Source organism: Aeromicrobium sp., assembly GCF_050700635.1.
Classification (GTDB): Bacteria; Actinomycetota; Actinomycetes; order Propionibacteriales; family Nocardioidaceae; genus Aeromicrobium.
Genome location: NZ_JBOHDT010000082.1, coordinates 1 through 18055 on the forward strand (window position 1 = coordinate 1; position 18055 = coordinate 18055).

Genomic DNA, 18055 nt, shown 5'->3' on the forward strand with positions numbered 1-18055 from the left:
CACCGAGATGCCGCCCTGGTACCAGGCCTGGACCATGATGTCCTTCCCCGCGACCGGGATCAGCGAGCCGTTGTGGGCCACGCAGTTCTCGGTGTTGGAGTTGGTCCGCGGGATCTTGTAGTAGCTCTTGAACGCGAGCTGCCCATCCTGGATGTCATAGATCCCGTTGGCACCCTTGTCCGGGCCGACGGTCGGGTTGCACGTGGCAGCGCCACCGCCACCGAGCTCGTCGGTGTAGACCACCTTGGTACCGCTGTTGTTGAAGGTCGCCGAGTGCCAGAACGCGAAGTTCTCGGTGTCACGGGTCTGCTCGGTGACCACCGGGTTCTCCCGATCGGAGATGTCCATCAAGATGCCGTCACCCATGCAGGCACCTGCAGCGATGTCCTTCGATGGGTAGGCGGTGATGTCATGGCAGCCGCTGGTCTCCCGCGAGTAGTTGCCGGCCGGGTTGCCACCCTCGGGGAAGAGCACCTTGGTGTCGACGAGCTTGGCCGTCTCCGGCTTGTCCATCGAGATCTTCGCCACGCTGATCAGGTCGTGCGGCGGCTGGCAGTCCGGGAACGTTGCGCTCGGGAAGTACGACGACACGTAGACCCACAGGTTCTTGCCGGACTTGCTCGGCGCGAGGGTGTGCGTGTGCGATCCACAGGGGGTCTCCACCGCGGCGACGTACTCCGGCTTTGTCGGGTCGCTGATGTCGAAGACCTTCAGGCCCTCCCACGACTCCTTCTGCGTGGCCGACTGCGCAGTGTTCGTGCAGGTGTTGTTGCTGCGGCTCGAGTCCGTGGAGAGCACCAGCACGTCGCCGTACACCGAAATGTCATTCTGCGAGCCCGGGCAGATCACCTGCGCCACCGGCTGGGGGTCTTCGGGGTTGCTCAGGTCGTAGACCATGAATCCCTCGTAGTTGCCTGCGTAGGCGTACTTGCCCTGGAACGCCAGGTCGCTGTTCAACGCCGTCTCCGCGGCGAACGTGCCGCTCTTGGGGATGTTCTTCAGCAGCTCCATGTCCTCGGCGGCCTCGTCGCCGGCGGAAAGATCTGCGGCACTGTCGTTCATCGCCGAGAGGTTCTTGTTGGTCGTACAGACCTCGGCGAAGTTGTCCTTCGCCTTGTTCAGCCGCTTCTTCTCCTCCTCCGTGCAGTTCGGTGGAGCGCTTTTCGGTGCAGCGCTGGAGGTCGACGCCTCTTGCTCGTCGTCGTGTGCGGCGACCGGCGCGGCGAAGACAGTTAACGCCAGTGCGAGAGCCGCTGTAGCGGCCAGACCGATCGGTCGAGCGCGCAGAAGTGCTCGTTTTCGAAAGGAGTGCATCCCCGAGACCTTTCATAAGAACGCTGTGGGGTTTCCACAGGCATCACATACGTCTATCGTGTATGCAATCCGGAAGTAAAGACTTCGGGCCGGAAAACTTTCGAAATCGGCCTCTACTCGGGAAGAGACTGCCGCATGCCCAAGCTGCCCACGATCGTCGTACGACTGCTGCTCTCCGCCGCCCTGGCGGTGGCTCTCGGAGGGTGCAGCTCCGACTCCGAACCGGACGGCCCGAAGGTGATCCAGCCCGGTGCCCCTGGCGAGCCGAACGCGAGTGGCGACCCCGACACCGCCGCGCAATCGAACGAGTGGAACCACACCGACGTCGCCTTCATGCAGATGATGATCCCCCACCACCACCAGGCGCTGGAGATGTCCGACCTGGCCGGCAAGCATGCCCGCAGCAAGGCCGTGCGCACCCTCGCCGAACGGATCAGCGGGTCCCAGGCTCCCGAGATCCAGGCCATGTCCGCCTGGCTGGATGAGCGCAAGATGGAGGTCCCGCGAGCTGGCGAGGACCCGATGAAGTACGACCACTCACAACACGGCCACAACTCGATGATGGGCATGATGACTCCCGCCCAGATGAAGAAGCTGTCGGCGGCCCGTGGTGAGCAGTTCGACCGGCTCTTCCTACGGGGCATGATCCGGCACCACGCCGGCGCGGTCGACATGGCCGAGGATGCGGCGCAGGACGGCAGTGACATGATCGTCGGCGAGATGACCGCCGACGTGGCCGCCACCCAGTCGGCCGAGATCGGCCGGATGCAGGACATCCTCACGCGGCTCTGAGCCCGTCGGGAGAACCGCCGTCAGGCCGAGTGGGTGCGGCGCAGCAGATCCTTTCCGACCGCGTCGAGATCGAGGTCGTCGCCGGCCACGGCGCGTTGGCGGCCGGCGCCGCCACCATCACGAAGAAGGCGTTCGACGCCGTCGCGCACGACCTCGTCGTCCCCGGCCGCATGCAACGCCTCTTTCACGTGGTCGAGCAGCGCACCGACGACCTCGCGGGCCGGTCGCGGCTCGGCGGTTCGCGGATCGAGAAGCGAGCCGATGAGGCCGTATCGGCGGGCCAGGAATCGGCCCGCGCGCAGCATCTCGATCCGCCAGGGTGTTTCGAGCTCCGTCGTGGTGGCTGACGTCTCCACGAGTGCTCTGGTCAGCGCCGCGATGACGATGGCGTCGTTGACGTCGGTGCACACGTCGGAGGTGCGGATCTCGACCGTGGGGTGGAGCTCGGCGAGGCGAGCGTCGAAGTAGACCATCGCCTTGTCGATCACGGCACCGGAGCCAACGAGGCGGCGCACGGCTTCGTGGTACCCGGCGGCGTCGCGGAACGGCTCGACCGGTCCTGCGCTGGGCCAGCCGTCCCACACCTGTTCGCGCCAGCATGCGTAGGTGGTGTCGACACCGTCGTTGAAGGGTGAGTTCGCAGAGAGAGCGACCAGGGCGGGCAGCCACGGCTGGATCCGGTCGAGGACGCGGACACCTTCCTCGTCGCCGTCGATCTGCACGTGGACGTGCATGCCGCAGACGACTCCGCGCCGGCCGACCTCGCCATACAGCTCGAGCATCTCCTTGAAGCGAGGCTTGGGCGTCACGTTCCCGGCGACGGCGTCCGCGAAGAGGGACGTGGGCACGGCCAGGACGGCCGCACCCTCCGCCGTGGCCGCCTTCGAGGCACGCTCTCGCCCGGCAACCAGGTGGGCCCGCAGCTCGGTGAGGTCGGTGGTGGGCTCGGTGTTGATCTCGATCTGCTGGAGAAAGAGCTCCTGCTCGAGTTCCTCCCGCTCGTCGTCAATGCGCTCGTCGGCACGCATCGTCCCGCGCGAGACCGGCAAGACTCGGTAAGACTTCGGGTCGACGAGGAACATCTCCTCCTCGGCCCCGACACGCCGCACAGTCACCATCCGCCAGATCCTAAACGTCCGGGAGGTCAGGAATGTCAGCGTGGTCGGTGTTCCCGGTAGTCGACGACCTGCTGGAACGTCGGCCGGTTCTGCCAGTCGATCGGGCGCACGCCCACCAGGCCTGCGGACGTCGAACGGATGTAGTCGATCGACTTGTCGTACGTCAGGTCGGACGGGTCCGTCACCTCCTGTGCCTGGGTGGCGCGTTCGACCGCAGCGGCCAGGGACGCGCGGAGGTCGTCCCGGCACTGGTCGATCGCCCCGTCTCCACACAGCGACGGGTCGCGGAGATCCTTGTCGATGTAGCTGTACCAGGGCGGTCCGAGCCACGCGGACCCTTGGCCGCCGCGCGGATGGTTGTCCAGCGGCTGGGGCAAGGCCCTGGCGAGGTCGTCGCCGAGCCCGCCGGCGGCGAAGTCGTACGCGAGCGCCTCATCGCCGTCCTCCCACCACGTGTCGAAGATGCGGATCGCCGCTTCGTGGGCGTACTTTCCGTCGCGGTCGTGGTCGACCCGGTGCGACCCGTCGTCCTTCCACGCCGACAACAGCTCCCGCGCCTGGGCGGTCGCCGGGTCGTCGCCGATGACGTCGAGCAGCTCGGGCAGCAGCGTCTCGGCGCGGACGTCCTCGGTGGCTGCGTCCTCGACGATGCTGGCGAGCTGCGCCCGGGACACCGGCCCCGTCCCGATGGCGCTTTCGGCCCGACGGGTGAGTGCCAGCGATCGGTGCACAGGACCGTCTGCCCACTTGTCGTCGGCCGCCGCGAAGTCGCGAGCGGGCTTGTTGTTCCAGCTGGCAAGGTAGCCGGTCGGCGGGTTGACCTCGCGGACGTGACCGTCGAACGGCAGCCAGCCGTTCCAGTCGAAGGTCGCATCGCCCCAGCGGGGCAGGTCAGTGTCGGTTCCGGCGGCCCGCTGCGGCAGTCGTCCGGATGAGTAGAAGGCGATGTCCTGGTCGTCGGTGTAGAACCAGTTGAACGTGTAGTCGATGCCGTCGGCCGCCTGCTGGAACGAGGCGGCGTCCTTCGTGAAGCCCGGGTCGTTGAGCCGGCTGAACCCGAGGACCGATGCGGCCTCCCGTCCGTACGTGCTGCGCTCGAGGGCGATCGCCACCGGGGTTCCGTCGACCGTGGTGCGGGTCTGGACGATGCCGTGGTGGGTGCGCCAGACCTGCATCTTCAGGGTCGTGGGGGCGTTCGGTGCCGAGACGTTCGGGACCACGGTCTGCTTGTGCTCGTCGTACTTCATCGGCACGCACGCGCCGTCCTTCAGGTACGACGTCGACTTCACCGTGGCCGGGCTGCCGTCGGCGTTGCACAGCTTTTCGGCGACGGTGTCGACGTTGTCGCTGCCCGAGCTGGTGGCCGACCACGCGTAGTCGACCCCGTGGCCGAGCTGGACGACGAGCTGGGTGCCGGCGAACGAGACGCCGCGGGCCATGACGCCGGGGCCCATCAGCACCTGCTCGGTCAGCAGCTGCGGGTTGAAGTAGCCGGTCTGGGGGCCGAAGACGGCGAGCGGATGACCGGTGCTGGACTTGTCGGCGCCCACCATCAGGGCATTGCTCATGCCGCCCTCGTCGGCGAGCAGGCTCGAGACGTCGATCGCTCCCTTGGGCACCTTGGGCTCGGCCGGGATTCCGGTGAGCCCGTTCCGCAGCGCATCGAGCAGCGTTTCCAGCGGGGACGTGGTTCCGGCCGGGTCGCCGCTGCCGCTCGCGGTGGGTCCGTCGAGATCGGGGATCGCGACGCCGGGCTTGGTGGGGTCGAAGGCCACATTGTCGTAGGGGAACGACTTGGTGGACGTGGTCGGCGCCTCCGGATCGTTCTTCTGGCGAAGGTCGGCGAACATCGTCCTGGCCTTCGTCTCCCCGAACTTCGCGACGAGCTTCTCGTAGTAGCGGCCGTTGGCGAACTCCTGCCCGCCGCCCTTGCCGAAGATGCCGCCGACGAGGGAGGCGATGAAGGTCAGGTCGGCGCGGGTCCACTTGGTGGGCTTCTTCTGCAGGGCCGCGTACTCGGCCGGACAGCCGGCGCCGGTCGGAAGCGCGCCCGGGCACATTCGCTCCTGGGCCGCGTTGATGCCGGCGATGAACGCGTCGGCGCCCCGCAGCAGCCGCTCGCCCTCGGCACCGTTCTCCTTCGCGAGGATCTCGAGCTGCTCTTGCGCCTCCTTACGGGTGTAGAAGGCCGAACGCACCTGCTCGCGGTCCATCGCGATGTTGCCCTCCGTGCCACCGACGAACTCCGCCGTCCGGCCGGCCCCGGCGTGGCGCAGGATGTCCATCAGGAACATCCGGTCCTGGGTACCCGCGAACCCGGCGCCGAACATGGTGTCCTCGTACGTCTGGCCGGTGATGTACGGCACGCCGAAGTGGTCGCGCCGGATGGTCACGCCGGCCCGCGGCTTCTCGGTCTCCACGACCTTCTCGGGGACGAAGCCGGCCTTCTTGTAGTCCTGGTCGATGACGGCGTCGGTGATCTGGTCGGGGGTCTTGGTGGCGAGGTGGTCATAGAGCTCGAGCTGGTCGGCGAAGTTCTTCGGCGCGTTCTTGCCGTCCCTGGCCACGCGTCCGGTCGGGTCGCCGCCGAGCACGGTGACGAGGTCGAGCGCGGTGATGGTGCCTCGCTGGCCGGGCGGCAGGATGTTTCGCACCGAACCATAGGAGTCGGCCACGGCCGGGTCGTCGGGGTCGATGGCCTGCGCGGGGAGAGTCGACGCGATGAGCGCTGCAACACTGGCCAGAATGATCGCTGCGGCTCGTCGCACGCCGACTCCTTGGTGCTCGGGAGTGTGGTGCCAGTCACAACGAGCCGACCCCCGAGAGGTTACTTACGGGTAGCCGGACTCGCCGCTCAAGCGGACTGGATGCGTCTCCTATCAGCTGGTCGGCGGACGGAGTTCGATTGGACTCGGCGGCTCCTGTTCGGGCGTGAACCAGATCGCACCGGTGCGGCATCAGACCGAGCTAGAACGCCCCTGTACCGCAACATCTATCTCGGATCCGAGACAACCCTCGAGCAGCGTTGCGGGCTGCAGGACGGATCGGACGTGCCCAGGGTCAGTGCAGTCGCAGTGTGGCGACCACCCCGGCGTGGTCGGACGCCCACAACGGCGTCACATTTTGGTAGGGGGATTCACCAACGACCTGTGCCGACCGGGCTCTGACGGCGGCGTGGGTCAGGATGAGATCGACGCGTGACCGGAGCGACGTGGGGTTGGTCAGCGTTGCGCTCTGGCAGCAGGTGAGTCCGGCTTGGTCGGGGTTGACCGACCAGGCGTCCTTGAACCATTCCTCGGTCAGGTGAGCGTAGGAGTCGGTGGAGCTGCCGTCGGCGGCCGAGTTGAAGTCGCCGACGGCGACTACCGCACCCGGAGCGTTGGCAGGGCCAGCCAGGAACTCGGCCGCCTGAGCCTCCTGCACGGCAGGGAAGTCCTCAACCTCGAGGTGGGTGTTGACGAAGCGGAAGCGCTTGTCTTGGAAGGTGCCATCGATGGAGGTCCACCCCCGGTCGAAGGACACGGCCGGACCCACGGGCGGCTGGAACGACTGCTGCCTGGTGAAGCTGTCCTCCTGCGGATTGGCCCACTCAAGGTTGGTGGTATCGGTGTTGACCAGGATCACGTCACGGTCGTGCAGGGTGAGCGTGCAGTCCGGCACCGGCGACGCGGTCACGCACTCGAACCCGGGCGCCACCAGCGGCACAGGGCCGATGTTGGCATTCGCCGACACTGCAGCGACTTCGTAGTGGAGCCCGCGGGCGGCGAGCTGGTCCTGCAGGATCGCCAGGAAATCCTGGCTGGGAGGGGTGGCCCCGTCCTTGATGGGTCGAGCCACCCATCGTGATACCTCCTGCAACCCGATCAGGTCCGGGCGCTGTTCAGCGACGGTGTCGGCGATCGCACCCGCACGGCTTGGGAAGTTGGTGAACAACATGGTTCCGTAGATCTGCGCCACCGCTGCGACAAAAGTCGATCCGCTGGTCGCGGTCAGGGCGGGCGTCAGGCTCGACCCGAGATAGACGTTCTGTGTCATGACCGTGAGCTCGCGCTTCTCTTCGGCCTGGGCCACGGGAGCGCCCATCACCAACATCAGGGCGCACAAGACCGCAACTGCGAGGCCACACCGAGTCCGAGATTTCATTTCCTGCCACCATTCCTGGTCTTGCCGTGGCGAGCCACGAGCGTGGGCGAATGGGACGGAGTCTTGCGCACCGGTAGGTCATGGCCTCCGCAGCGAAACCGGCAGTTCACCGTTGCGTCCCAGATTGGGTCGCCAATGCCTCAGGAGCCCCGGCAGCCCGGGGCCGCGCGGTGACTCGCCATGGTGCAACGCGTTCTCAAAACTGGGTGAGATCAAGCGGCGGAAAGCAAAAGATCCCGACTACCAATCGGTAACCCGTTACCTCATTGATGGGCCAGGGGTGAGTAGTTCTCATGCCCGCAATCCGGGCAGGTGTGGGCCTCATCAGGAGGCCCGCCATTTCGAGAGGAGAGAGAGATGAGAACGCTTCGTGCCATGACCGTGGCCGCGGTATCGACTCTGGTATTCGTAGGGGGAGTGGCGACACCTGCATCGGCGCAGCCGGTCATCCAGGACGGGCTGGTCAACGTCTCAGTTGGCAACGTGACGATCCTGAAGAACGTCAATGTCGGAGTCGCGGCCCAGGTCGCTGCGGAAGTTTGCGGCGTCGACGTCGGCCCCATCGCGGTCCTCGGGAACGCAGTGGACGCTGGCGATGGACCCGCGACGATCTGCCATTCGGCCCAGGGCCCGGTCAAGATCGAACAGAACACCTGACCTGACCGGCTTGATGGCGGCCCCAGCAGCTTCGAAGTGCTCGGCGTGACTGCGAAGTCAGCGTTCTCCACAACCCGCGTGACCTGCTCTACCGTTACCCCCGCCAATGCGGCAGGATCGCGGCAACCGCTCTTCGTGGGAAGGGGCCATCGGGGGATGGATTCTCAAGCGCCTGTGTTGTCCGAGCGTGTCCGCGAGCTGGTGCGTGAACGCCGCATCGACCCGCGCAACGACGCAGCGGCGGTGCGCAGCGTGGCGCTCGACGTGCTGGCCGAGCACGAGCGACGCAGCCTCACCGGCGCCGTGCGCGCCATCGACGATTCGGAGCTCGTGGTCGGCAGGATCGTCGCGGATCTCTCTGGATTCGGCCCGCTGCAGCCGTACCTCGACGACCCGACCGTCGAGGAGATCTGGATCAACCAGCCCGATCGGGTGTTCGTCGCCCGCGACGGCAAGCACGAGCTCACGGCCACCATGCTCACGGCCGCCCAGGTGCGCGAGCTGGTCGAGCGCATGCTCTCCTCGTCCGGGCGGCGACTCGACATCAGCCAGCCGTTCGTCGACGCGATGCTCCCCGGCGGCCATCGCCTGCACGTAGTTCTCGAAGGCATCAGCCGCGACTTCGCCGCCGTCAACGTCCGCAAGTTCGTGGCCAAGGCGCACAGCCTCAACGACCTCGTCGCCCTCGGCACGATCGACGACGCCACCGCCACGTTCCTCCACGCGAGCGTCCTGGCCGGGCTCAACATCGTCGTCTCCGGTGGCACACAGGCGGGCAAGACGACGTTGCTCAACTGCCTGGCGGCGGCCATCCCCGGGTCGCAACGCCTCGTTTCGGCCGAGGAGGTCTTCGAGCTCAAGGGCACACATCCCGATTGGGTGGCCCTGCAGACGCGTCAGGCCGGGTTGGAGGGCACCGGCGAGATCACGTTGCGGGCCCTGGTCAAGGAGGCCCTGCGGATGCGCCCGAGCCGCCTCATCATCGGCGAGGTCCGCTCGGCCGAGTGCCTCGACCTCCTGCTTGCGCTCAATGCCGGGCTTCCGGGCATGGCCAGCATCCACGCGAACTCCGCGCGGCAGGCGTTGGTCAAGATGTGCACCTTGCCCCTGCTCGCCGGCGAGAACATCGGTTCCGCCTTCGTCGTGCCCACGGTAGCGTCCTCGGTCGAGGTCGTCGTCCATGTGGCCTTCGACGGCAACGGTGCTCGCCGCGTTCGCGAGGTCGTGGCCGTCACCGGCCGCGTCGAGAACGGCATCATCGAGAGTGAGCCGGTCTTCACGCGACGCAACGGCTTGCTGGTCCGTGACCACGGCATGCCCGCGCGACGCGAGGCGTTCGAGGCGGCCGGCATCGACCTCGACGAGGTCCTCGGCACGACCGGATCGAGCTCCGGAACGAGCCGATGGGCGCACTGATCGGGCTGCTCGCCGGCCTCGGGCTCGTCCTGGTGGTCTGGACGTTCGGCGACCCCGGCTGGCGGCCGCAACCGCGCGAACGTGGCGACGGACTTAGAGGCCTGCTCGCGCGGGCCGGACTCGGCGAGGTGCAACCGGGAAGCCTCCTCGGGCTGTGTGCCGGAGCCTTCGTGCTGGCGTCGTTCGTGATGCTTGCGGTGTCGGGCGTCCTTGCCATCGGTCTCGTGTTCGGCCTCCTGGCCGCACTTCTGCCTCTCGCCATCCTGCGCGGGCGGGCGATCCGACGCCTTCGGGAGCACGCCGAGCTGTGGCCGGACGCGGTCGACAACCTCGCCTCGGCCGTGCGGGCCGGGCTCTCGCTCCCGGAGTCGCTCGTCCAGCTCGGGGAACGCGGGCCGGAAGGCCTCAGGGCCCCGTTCATCCGGTTCGGCCGCGACTACCAGGCCACCGGCCGATTCGACGAATCCCTCGACCTCCTCAAGGACCGTCTCGCCGACCCGGTCGGCGATCGCGTCGTCGAGGCCCTGCGTATCGCTCGCGACGTCGGCGGCGGAGACCTCGGCCGGATGCTCCGCGCGTTGTCCGGCTTTCTGCGCGACGACCTGCGCACGCGCAGCGAGCTCGAGGCGCGTCAATCGTGGACGGTCAACGGGGCTCGCCTCGCGGTCGCTGCGCCGTGGGCCGTCCTGCTCGCGATGAGCTTCCAGCGAGACGTCGTTGCGCGCTACGCGACGGCCACGGGCGCGGTCGTGCTGGTCGTGGGCGCCGTGCTCTGTGTCGTCGCCTATCGGCTCATGCTCTGGATCGGACGCCTTCCCACCGAGCGCCGGGTGCTCGCATGAACATCCAGGTGATCGGTGCGGTTGTCGGCGGCATGCTGGGTCTGGGTGTCGTACTGGCGCTGTCGGGGTGGCGTCGAGTCCGTCGTCCGGCACTGGAGCTTCGGGTGGTTCCCTACGTGCGCGACGTCCACCCGGATGTCGAAGTCACAGTGCGACCGCGAGCGCTCGGTGCGGTGTTCGGACCAACGTTACGCGCCGCGGCTCACACCATCGGCGATGTCCTCGGCGGGTCCGTGAGCGTCCAGCGCAGGTTCGTTCGACTCGGATCCACGACGACACTCGAGGAGTTCCGGGTCCGCCAGCTGATCTGCGGTGTAGTCGGGTTCGCCGGTACCGCCGTGTGCGCCACGCTGGTGTGGAGCATGCGCGGTGGAAGCGTCCCGGCCCTGCTCATCGCCTGTGTCGTGGGTTTCCTCGCGGGTATCCTGGGCTGCGACAACCGCCTGTCGGCGCAGGTTCGCGCTCGCGAGGAACGGATGCGCGAGGAGTTCCCGGTCGTGGCCGATCTGCTCGCTCTCGCCGTTGCGGCGGGCGAGAGCCCGGTGGCCGGGCTGGAACGCATCCTCCGCGTCGTCCACGGGAGCCTCGGCCATGAGCTGGGCCTGGTTCTCTCGGACGTCCGCACGGGGGTGCCGGTCGCCTCGGCCTTCGATGCGCTCGCCGCTCGCACCGGAGTCTCCAGCATCGCCCGCTTCGCCGAAGGTCTCGCTGTCGCCGTCGAGCGAGGCACACCTTTGGTCGACGTCCTGCACGCCCAGGCGGCCGACGTCCGCGAGGCGTCGCGCCGCGACCTCATCGAGGCGGGCGGTCGCAAGGAGGTCGCGATGATGATCCCGGTCGTCTTCCTGATCCTCCCCGTCACCGTCGTCTTCGCCTTCTTCCCTGGCTACGTCGGACTGCACCTTGCCTCATGAGAAAGGTCTTGATCTTGAGCCTGTCGAAAGGAACTGCCATGAAGTGCCTGATGGCCGCTCGGGACGAACGCGGCGACGTGCCTGGATGGGTGATGATCACGGTGATGTCGGCCGGGCTTGTCGCCATCCTCACCGCAGTGGCCGGCCCGCAGCTGCAGTCGATGCTCCAGAACGCGCTGTCGGCCGTCGGTGGGTGAGCGCGAACGGGGGTCGGCTGTCGTCGACTTCGTGCTCGTCATGGTGGTGCTCGTTCCGCTCGTGCTGGGCATCGCGCAGGTCGGGCTCGTCCTCCACGTCCGCAACACGATGACGGCAGCCGCCTCGGACGGCGCCCGGGCTGCCGCCCCACTCGGTGCCACGCCCTCGGACGGCATCGTTCGCACCCGCCAGCTCATCTCCGGTGCACTCGCCGACCGGTACGCAGACGACGTCACCGCGGCGGTCACGACGATCGGGGGAGTGCCGGCCACCGAGGTTGTCGTGCGAGCCGAGGTTCCCGCTCTGGGCATCCTCGGTCCGTCGGTCGAGCTCACCGCGACCGGCCACGCGGTCCAGGAGGTGGAGCCGTGATCCGTCGCGTGGAGCGCGGCATGGCGACCGTGGAGTTCGTCTGGATGACGCTACTTCTCCTCGTGCCGTTCGTGTACATCCTCGTCGCGGTGTTCGACACCCAGCGGGCTTCGTACGCGGTGTCGGCGGCGAGCAGGTCGGCGGCCCGCGCCTATCTCCAGGCAGACGATCCCGCCGCCGGCGAGCAGCGCGCCCGCATCGCCGCCCGCGTGACGCTCGACGACCAGGACGTCGACGCCGACGTGGCCATCTCCTGCCGGCCGGGTCCTGCCGACTGCCTGCAACCCGGCTCGTCCGTCCGGGTGGTCGTCCGCACCGTCCAGCCACTCCCTCTCACGCCGTCGGCGCTCGGCGACCAGCTCGGCGGCATCGCCGTCGACAGCACCCATACCGAGCCGTTCGGCACCTACCGGGCCGGTCGCCCATGAAGCGCGAGGCGGGAACGGTCACCGTCATGACGATCGGCTTCCTGATGCTGCTGGGGCTGCTCACGGTGGTCGTGGTCGACTCGTCCGCGGCGTTTCTGGAGCATCAACGATTGACCAACCTCGCTGACGGCGCCGCCCTCGCCGCTGCCGACGGGCTCGACGAGGCCGGGTTCTACGCCGACCGCCGCGTCGTCCTCGACCCCGACGAGGCCCGACGCCTCGTGGACGACTACCTGGCCGGCGAGGACGTCCACGCCGTCGACGTGCTCACCGACGGCGACACCGTCAGTGTCCACCTCGAGCGTGACATCGACCTGGCCCTCGCTCCACCGGGCTGGACATCGAGCAGCACCATCGTCGCCGAGGCCACGTCCCAGCTGAGGCGTGCAGGCCCGGGTGGATCGTGACATGGTCGGCGGCGGAGGAGATCCCATGAACGAACACGTGGCCGTGGCGCGGCAGCAGGCGCTCGGAGACATCCCGCGCCGCAGCGCCAACCGCTTTCCCGACAAGACCGCCATCATCGACGGCGACACGAGGCTCACCTTCGCCGAGCTCGACGCCGCCGTCGACCGCACCGCCGCCGCGATCGATGCGGCCGGCCTCGCCAAGGGTGACCGGCTCGCGCTGCTGAGCCACAACTGCTGGCAGTTCGCGGTGCTGTCATTCGCCACGGCCCGCGTCGGCGTGGTGCTGGTGCCGGTCAACTTCATGCTCGGCGCCGACGAGGTCGCCTTCATCCTCGAGCACAGCGGCGCCACGGCGTTCGTCGCCGAAGACGCGCTCTGCGAGGTTGCCGACGCCGCCATCGCCAAGGTCGACACCGGCATCGACGTCAAGGTGTCCGTGCCGTTGTCCGGGGGAGCGGTCCCCGACGGCTGGCTCGACATCGGGTCCTGGATCGAGCGGGACGGCACTCCACCGGCGGTCCCGGTGGCCGACGACGACCCACTGCGGATGATGTACACGAGCGGCACCGAGTCGCGCCCCAAGGGCGTGCTGCTCTCGAGCAAGGCCCTGATGTGGCAGTACGTCTCGTGCATCGTCGACGGCGGCATGACCGCAGGCGACGTCGAGGTGCACTCGCTGCCGATGTACCACTGCGCGCAGCTCGACTGCTTCTTGTCGGTCGACGTCTACCTCGGCGCCACCAGCATCATCCTGCCCGGCCCCGACCCGGCCGCCCTGCTGGAGACGATCGAGCGGGAGAAGGTGACCAAGCTGTTCTGCCCGCCCACCGTGTGGATCGCGCTGCTGCGATCTCCGGAGTTCGACTCGACCGACCTCAGCAGCCTGCGCAAGGGCTACTACGGGGCGTCCGCCATGCCCGTCGAGGTGCTGAACGAGCTGCTGAAACGCCTGCCCGACATGCGGTTGTGGAACTTCTACGGCCAGACCGAGATGGCGCCGCTGGCCACGATCCTGCCTCCGAAGGACCAGCTCGAGCATGCCGGGTCAGCCGGACGGGCGGCCTTGAACGTCGAGACGCTGGTGGTCGGTGACGACGACCGGCCGGTGCCGGCGGGCACCGTCGGCGAGATCGTCCACCGCAGCCCGCACGCCACCCTTGGCTACTACCGTGACGAGGAGAAGACGGCGGCCGCGTTCGCGCACGGGTGGTTCCACTCCGGCGACCTCGGCGTGCTCGACGACGACGGATATCTCACGATCGTCGACCGCAAGAAGGACATGATCAAAACCGGCGGCGAGAACGTCGCCAGTCGAGAGGTCGAGGAAGCCGTCTACCAGCTCGACGGCGTCGCCGAGGTGGCGGTTTTCGGTGTCGACCACCCGAAGTGGATCGAGGCCGTGGTCGCCGTCGTCGTCCCGAAGAAGGGCGCGCGCATCAGCGAGGAGCAGGTGATGGAGCACGCCCGATCCGTGTTGGCCGGCTACAAGCGACCCAAACGCGTCGTCATTGCCGAGTCCCTCCCGAAGAACCCCAGCGGCAAGATCCTCAAGCGTGAGCTGCGGGCCGAGCACGCTGATGTCGTCGCCGGCGGCGGTTAGGGTGGGCGTCACAAGCGAGGAGTGTGGATGACCGACGACGACACGAAGTCCCAGGACATGAAGGCCAAGTTCCGCGAGGCGCTGGAGAAGAAGGGGAAGAACCAGCACGCGACGGCCGAAGGCGCCGAGCACGACACGAGCGAGAAGTCACATGGGGCCGACAAGCCGATCGAGGTCAAGGAGTTTCGCCGCAAGAGCATCTAGGCGAGTGAGGCGCGCAGGCGGGCGCCGTACTCGGCGGCCTCTCCATCGCGGTACTTCGTGCGCGGCCAGAAGAATCCGCGCAGACCGTCGCCCTTCGTTCGGGGGACCACGTGCACGTGCAGGTGCGGGACGCTCTGCGACACCACGTTGTTCATCGCGACGAACGTGCCCTGCGCGCTGAGCGCCGCCGTCATCGCCGTGGCGACTCTCTGCGCGGTGGTGAACAATGGCACGACGAGCGGCTCAGGCAGGTCGAGCAGTGTGTCGATGTGCTTGCGCGGCACCAGCAGGGTGTGGCCCTTGAACACCGGTCGGGCGTCGAGGAAGCCCACGACCTGCTCCTCGTCCAGCACGATCTCGGCCTCGACCTCGCCGCTCACGATCTGGCAGAACAGGCACATGACGGCATCCCACCACACACTGGATAGTCTCGTCGGGTGGCAGCCGTCGACTTTTCCGAGCAGATCCAGGAGCTCGGCGCGACGCTGACGTCGATCGAGAAGGTTCTCGACCTCGACGCCATGCGCGCCGAGATCACCGGCCTGCAGGAGCAGGTCGGCGCCCCCGACCTCTGGGACGACCAGGCCAACGCCCAGCGCGTCACTGGACGACTCTCTGTCCTGCAGGCCGACCTCGAACGCATCACCGGACTGCGTGAACGGCTCGACGATCTGGAGATCATGGTCCAGCTCGGCCAGGAGGAGGACGACGCCGACGCCCTCGCCGACGCCGAGACCGAGCTCGGACGCCTCCACGCGCAGGTCGAGTCGCTCGAGGTCCGCACCCTGCTCTCCGGCGAGTACGACGAGCGCGACGCCCTGGTGTCCATCCGCTCCGGCGCCGGTGGGGTCGACGCCGCCGACTTCGCCGAGATGCTGCAACGCATGTACACCCGCTGGGCGGAGCGGCACCAGTACGGCGTCGAGGTCTACGACGTCTCCTACGCCGAGGAGGCCGGCATCAAGTCGACCACCTTCGCGATCAAGGCCCCGTACGCCTACGGGACGCTCTCCGTGGAGGCCGGCACCCACCGCCTCGTACGCATCTCGCCGTTCGACAACCAGGGCCGACGACAGACGTCGTTCGCCGCCGTCGAGGTGGTGCCGGTGCTGGAGGAGACCGACGAGATCGACCTCCCCGACGAAGAGGTGCGCGTCGACGTCTACCGCTCCTCCGGCCCCGGAGGCCAGAGCGTCAACACCACCGACTCCGCCGTGCGGCTCACGCACATCCCCACCGGCGTGGTGGTCAGCTGCCAGAACGAGAAGAGCCAGCTGCAGAACAAGGCGAGCGCGATGGTGATCCTCAAGGCCAAGCTGCTCGCGCTCAAGAAGGCCGAGGAACGCGCCCAGCTCGACGAGCTGCGCGGCGATGTCCAGGCTTCGTGGGGCGACCAGATGCGCAACTACGTGCTGAACCCGTACCAGATGGTGAAGGACCTACGCACCGAGCACGAGACCGGCAACACCCAGGCAGTGCTCGACGGCGAGATCGACGACTTCATCGAGGCCGGCATTCGCTGGCGTCGAGCCCACGACCGGGTGGCCTAGCAGGCGACCGCATCGGAAAGAGGGCCGAGATGTTGCAGTTTCTCCCCAGTCGGCATGCCGGTCCGACGGTGCTTGACTGGAGGCATGTCCATCGCGGACGTCGATGCCGCATTCGCCGCGATCGACCGCGCCGAGTTCCTCCACCCCCGCGACCGGGTGGACGCCGACTTCGACGGGCCGATCCCGATCGGCCACGGCCAGACCAACTCCCAGCCGCGCACCGTTCGCGCGATGCTCGAGCTGCTCGACGTGCGTCCCGGCCAGAAGATTCTCGACGTCGGTAGCGGGTCCGGCTGGACGACCGCCCTGCTTGCACGGCTCGTCGGCCCGGCCGGAAGCGTCCTCGGCGTGGAGCTGGAGCCGGACCTCGCCGCGTGGGGGGCGGAGAACCTCGGACGGCAGGACACCCCATGGGCCTCCATTCGTCCAGCCGACCCGGAGGTCCTCGGCATCCCGGCTGAGTCGCCCTTCGACCGTGTCCTCGTCTCAGCGGCGGCGCGCAAGCTCCCGGACGCGCTCGTCGAGCAGCTCACCGACGACGGCGTGATGGTGGTGCCCGTCAACGCGACGATGACACGGGTTCGACGCACCGGGCCGGACCCGGGTGACGCAGACATCAGCGCGCACGGGGCGTACAGCTTCGTGCCGCTGCGCTGACCTTGGCCCCTAGCGCATCGCGGCCCGCGAGGGCAGACTGGTGGAGGGGTGATTGGAGATCACCATGGCCACCACTTCGCCATCAGAACGACTGCTCAAGACGATCTGCGGATCTTGTCTCATCCTCGCCCCGGCCGTGCTCCTGGTCGGTGGCCTCCTGCATCCGGAGGAGACCACGAATGCCGCCCGCCAGTTCGAGATCATCGTCGCCAACCTTGGGCGGTGGGAACTCGCGCACTGGCTCATCGCTGCATCGATGCTCCTGATGATCGGAGCGGTGGTGGGTCTTGCCCACCTGTTGCACGAGCACCGGCCAACCGAGGGGATCATCGGTGGCGCCACGACCATGGTCGGGGTCATGGCACTGTTCGCCATCGCGAGTGCCGAGGCAGCGATCGTGCCGCAGATCGGGCGATCCGGAGATGCGCAGCTCTTCGCGAGCATCGTCACCAGCGGCGGTTTCTGGGTTCTGCTCGGTCCGGTCCTGCTGCTGCCGCTCGGCCTGATCATCATGAGCTACGGGATGTACCGGAGCCGCGTCGCGCAAACGTGGGTCGCAGGCACAGTCGCGTTGGGCTCGGCGGCGTTCGCTGTCTCGCTGCCGACCGGCTCGCCGGTGGCCTTCGCCATCGGTCTCGTCCTGATGTTCGTGGGACTGGCCCGGGTCGGGTGGAGCGTGCTTGCAGAGACCGATGAGCAGTGGCACCACCCGCCCCAGATGGGAGCCCAGCTCGCCGGGTAGCCGCTGCTGAAGGAGCGGTTTCGACGGGCCGACCGGAGAGGGCTCCGCAGACCCGTGGTGCGGTCTGCCTAGACTCGTCCGAGTGATTCGCTTCGACAAGGTGACCAAGACGTACCCTGGGCAGAAACGACCGGCACTGCAGGGCGTGGACCTCGAGGTCGAGAAGGGTGAGTTCGTCTTCCTGGTCGGCGCCTCAGGCTCGGGCAAGTCCACCTTCCTGCGCCTCGTGCTGCGCGAGACCCGACCGACGAACGGACGCGTCTACGTCGCCGGCAAGGAGATCAACAAGCTCTCCAGCTGGAAAGTCCCCAAGCTGCGTCGCCAGGTCGGCACCGTGTTCCAGGACTTCCGCCTCCTGCCGAACAAGACCGTCACCGAGAACGTTGCATTCGCCCTGCAGGTCATCGGCAAGTCGCGCCACGAGATCAACAAGCTGCTCCCCGAGACGCTCGACCTCGTGGGTCTCGACGGCAAAGGACACCGCATGCCCGACGAGCTGTCCGGCGGCGAGCAGCAGCGCGTCGCGATCGCCCGGGCCTTCGTCAACCGGCCGATGATCCTCATCGCCGACGAGCCGACCGGCAACCTCGACCCCGCCACCAGCGTCGGCATCATGAAGCTGCTCGACCGCATCAACCGCACCGACACCACCGTCGTCATGGCCACGCACGACTCCACGATCGTCGACCAGATGCGCA

The 18055-nt window shown here is 67.8% G+C and carries 20 protein-coding genes; 15 read left to right on the plus strand and 5 right to left on the minus strand.

The genetic code is table 11. The features are described 5' to 3' along the window. On the minus strand, positions 1 to 1314 hold a 1314-nt coding region (locus ACRDPN_RS06270; protein ID WP_431446516.1), incomplete at its 3' end, for an LVIVD repeat-containing protein. A gap of 135 nt (positions 1315 to 1449) precedes the next feature. Here ACRDPN_RS06270 and ACRDPN_RS06275 point away from each other — a divergent pair. Beyond that, positions 1450 to 2106, plus strand: coding sequence for a DUF305 domain-containing protein (locus ACRDPN_RS06275; protein ID WP_431446517.1), 657 nt, complete (start codon positions 1450 to 1452; stop codon positions 2104 to 2106). Positions 2107 to 2126: 20 nt separating this feature from the next. Here ACRDPN_RS06275 and ACRDPN_RS06280 read toward each other — a convergent pair whose 3' ends face one another. The 3 genes from ACRDPN_RS06280 to ACRDPN_RS06290 all read right to left on the minus strand — a co-directional run bounded on the left by ACRDPN_RS06280 (position 2127) and on the right by ACRDPN_RS06290 (position 7307). Beyond that, on the minus strand, positions 2127 to 3224 hold the full coding sequence (locus ACRDPN_RS06280; RefSeq protein WP_431446518.1) for a carboxylate-amine ligase: 1098 nt from the start codon (positions 3222 to 3224) through the stop codon (positions 2127 to 2129). Positions 3225 to 3259: 35 nt separating this feature from the next. Continuing rightward, complete coding sequence (locus ACRDPN_RS06285; RefSeq protein WP_431446519.1) at positions 3260 to 5992, minus strand: penicillin acylase family protein; 2733 nt, start codon at positions 5990 to 5992, stop codon at positions 3260 to 3262. Positions 5993 to 6284: 292 nt separating this feature from the next. Continuing rightward, positions 6285 to 7307: an endonuclease/exonuclease/phosphatase family protein gene (locus ACRDPN_RS06290; protein WP_431446520.1), complete on the minus strand. Its 1023-nt coding sequence runs from the start codon at positions 7305 to 7307 to the stop codon at positions 6285 to 6287. A gap of 435 nt (positions 7308 to 7742) precedes the next feature. On the opposite strand from ACRDPN_RS06290, the gene ACRDPN_RS06295 reads away from it, so the two are divergent. The 10 genes from ACRDPN_RS06295 (at position 7743) to ACRDPN_RS06340 (ending at position 14408) form a co-directional block, all read left to right on the plus strand. Continuing rightward, entirely contained in the window at positions 7743 to 8024 is a 282-nt protein-coding gene (locus tag ACRDPN_RS06295; RefSeq protein WP_431446521.1) for a hypothetical protein, read from the plus strand. A gap of 174 nt (positions 8025 to 8198) precedes the next feature. After that, a complete protein-coding gene (locus ACRDPN_RS06300) occupies positions 8199 to 9440 on the plus strand; it encodes a CpaF family protein (RefSeq protein ID WP_431446522.1) in 1242 nt (413 codons plus the stop codon). After that, complete coding sequence (locus tag ACRDPN_RS06305) at positions 9428 to 10282, plus strand: type II secretion system F family protein (RefSeq protein WP_431446523.1); 855 nt, start codon at positions 9428 to 9430, stop codon at positions 10280 to 10282. The genes ACRDPN_RS06300 and ACRDPN_RS06305 overlap by 13 nt, the downstream gene beginning before the upstream one ends. Further along, complete coding sequence (locus ACRDPN_RS06310) at positions 10279 to 11196, plus strand: type II secretion system F family protein (protein WP_431446524.1); 918 nt, start codon at positions 10279 to 10281, stop codon at positions 11194 to 11196. Before ACRDPN_RS06305 ends, ACRDPN_RS06310 begins: the two co-directional genes overlap by 4 nt. A gap of 38 nt (positions 11197 to 11234) precedes the next feature. Continuing rightward, the gene (locus ACRDPN_RS06315; RefSeq protein ID WP_431446525.1) at positions 11235 to 11393 is read left to right on the plus strand and encodes a hypothetical protein; all 159 of its coding nucleotides are present in this window, start codon (positions 11235 to 11237) and stop codon (positions 11391 to 11393) included. Continuing rightward, on the plus strand, positions 11386 to 11766 hold the full coding sequence (locus ACRDPN_RS06320) for a TadE/TadG family type IV pilus assembly protein (protein WP_431446526.1): 381 nt from the start codon (positions 11386 to 11388) through the stop codon (positions 11764 to 11766). Before ACRDPN_RS06315 ends, ACRDPN_RS06320 begins: the two co-directional genes overlap by 8 nt. Next, positions 11763 to 12194, plus strand: coding sequence for a hypothetical protein (locus ACRDPN_RS06325; RefSeq protein ID WP_431446527.1), 432 nt, complete (start codon positions 11763 to 11765; stop codon positions 12192 to 12194). The genes ACRDPN_RS06320 and ACRDPN_RS06325 overlap by 4 nt, the downstream gene beginning before the upstream one ends. Beyond that, positions 12191 to 12601 carry a pilus assembly protein TadG-related protein gene (locus tag ACRDPN_RS06330; RefSeq protein WP_431446528.1) on the plus strand — a complete coding sequence of 137 codons (411 nt, stop codon included), beginning with the start codon at positions 12191 to 12193 and terminating at the stop codon, positions 12599 to 12601. The genes ACRDPN_RS06325 and ACRDPN_RS06330 overlap by 4 nt, the downstream gene beginning before the upstream one ends. Positions 12602 to 12626: 25 nt before the next feature. Continuing rightward, positions 12627 to 14204 carry an acyl-CoA synthetase gene (locus ACRDPN_RS06335; protein ID WP_431446529.1) on the plus strand — a complete coding sequence of 526 codons (1578 nt, stop codon included), beginning with the start codon at positions 12627 to 12629 and terminating at the stop codon, positions 14202 to 14204. Between the two features lie 27 nt (positions 14205 to 14231). After that, entirely contained in the window at positions 14232 to 14408 is a 177-nt protein-coding gene (locus ACRDPN_RS06340; protein ID WP_431446530.1) for a DUF5302 domain-containing protein, read from the plus strand. Here ACRDPN_RS06340 and ACRDPN_RS06345 read toward each other — a convergent pair. Then, a complete protein-coding gene (locus ACRDPN_RS06345) occupies positions 14405 to 14809 on the minus strand; it encodes an HIT family protein (protein ID WP_431446531.1) in 405 nt (134 codons plus the stop codon). The genes ACRDPN_RS06340 and ACRDPN_RS06345 overlap by 4 nt on opposite strands. Positions 14810 to 14845: 36 nt before the next feature. Between ACRDPN_RS06345 and prfB the strand changes: the two genes are divergently transcribed. The 4 genes from prfB to ftsE all read left to right on the plus strand — a co-directional run. Next, complete coding sequence (gene prfB, locus ACRDPN_RS06350; protein WP_431446532.1) at positions 14846 to 15958, plus strand: peptide chain release factor 2; 1113 nt, start codon at positions 14846 to 14848, stop codon at positions 15956 to 15958. 84 nt (positions 15959 to 16042) lie between these two features. After that, entirely contained in the window at positions 16043 to 16615 is a 573-nt protein-coding gene (locus ACRDPN_RS06355; RefSeq protein ID WP_431446533.1) for a protein-L-isoaspartate O-methyltransferase family protein, read from the plus strand. 64 nt (positions 16616 to 16679) lie between these two features. Further along, positions 16680 to 17357, plus strand: coding sequence for a hypothetical protein (locus ACRDPN_RS06360; RefSeq protein ID WP_431446534.1), 678 nt, complete (start codon positions 16680 to 16682; stop codon positions 17355 to 17357). 82 nt (positions 17358 to 17439) lie between these two features. Then, positions 17440 to 18055: cell division ATP-binding protein FtsE (gene ftsE, locus ACRDPN_RS06365; protein ID WP_431446535.1), on the plus strand; the 616-nt coding region annotated here is incomplete at its 3' end.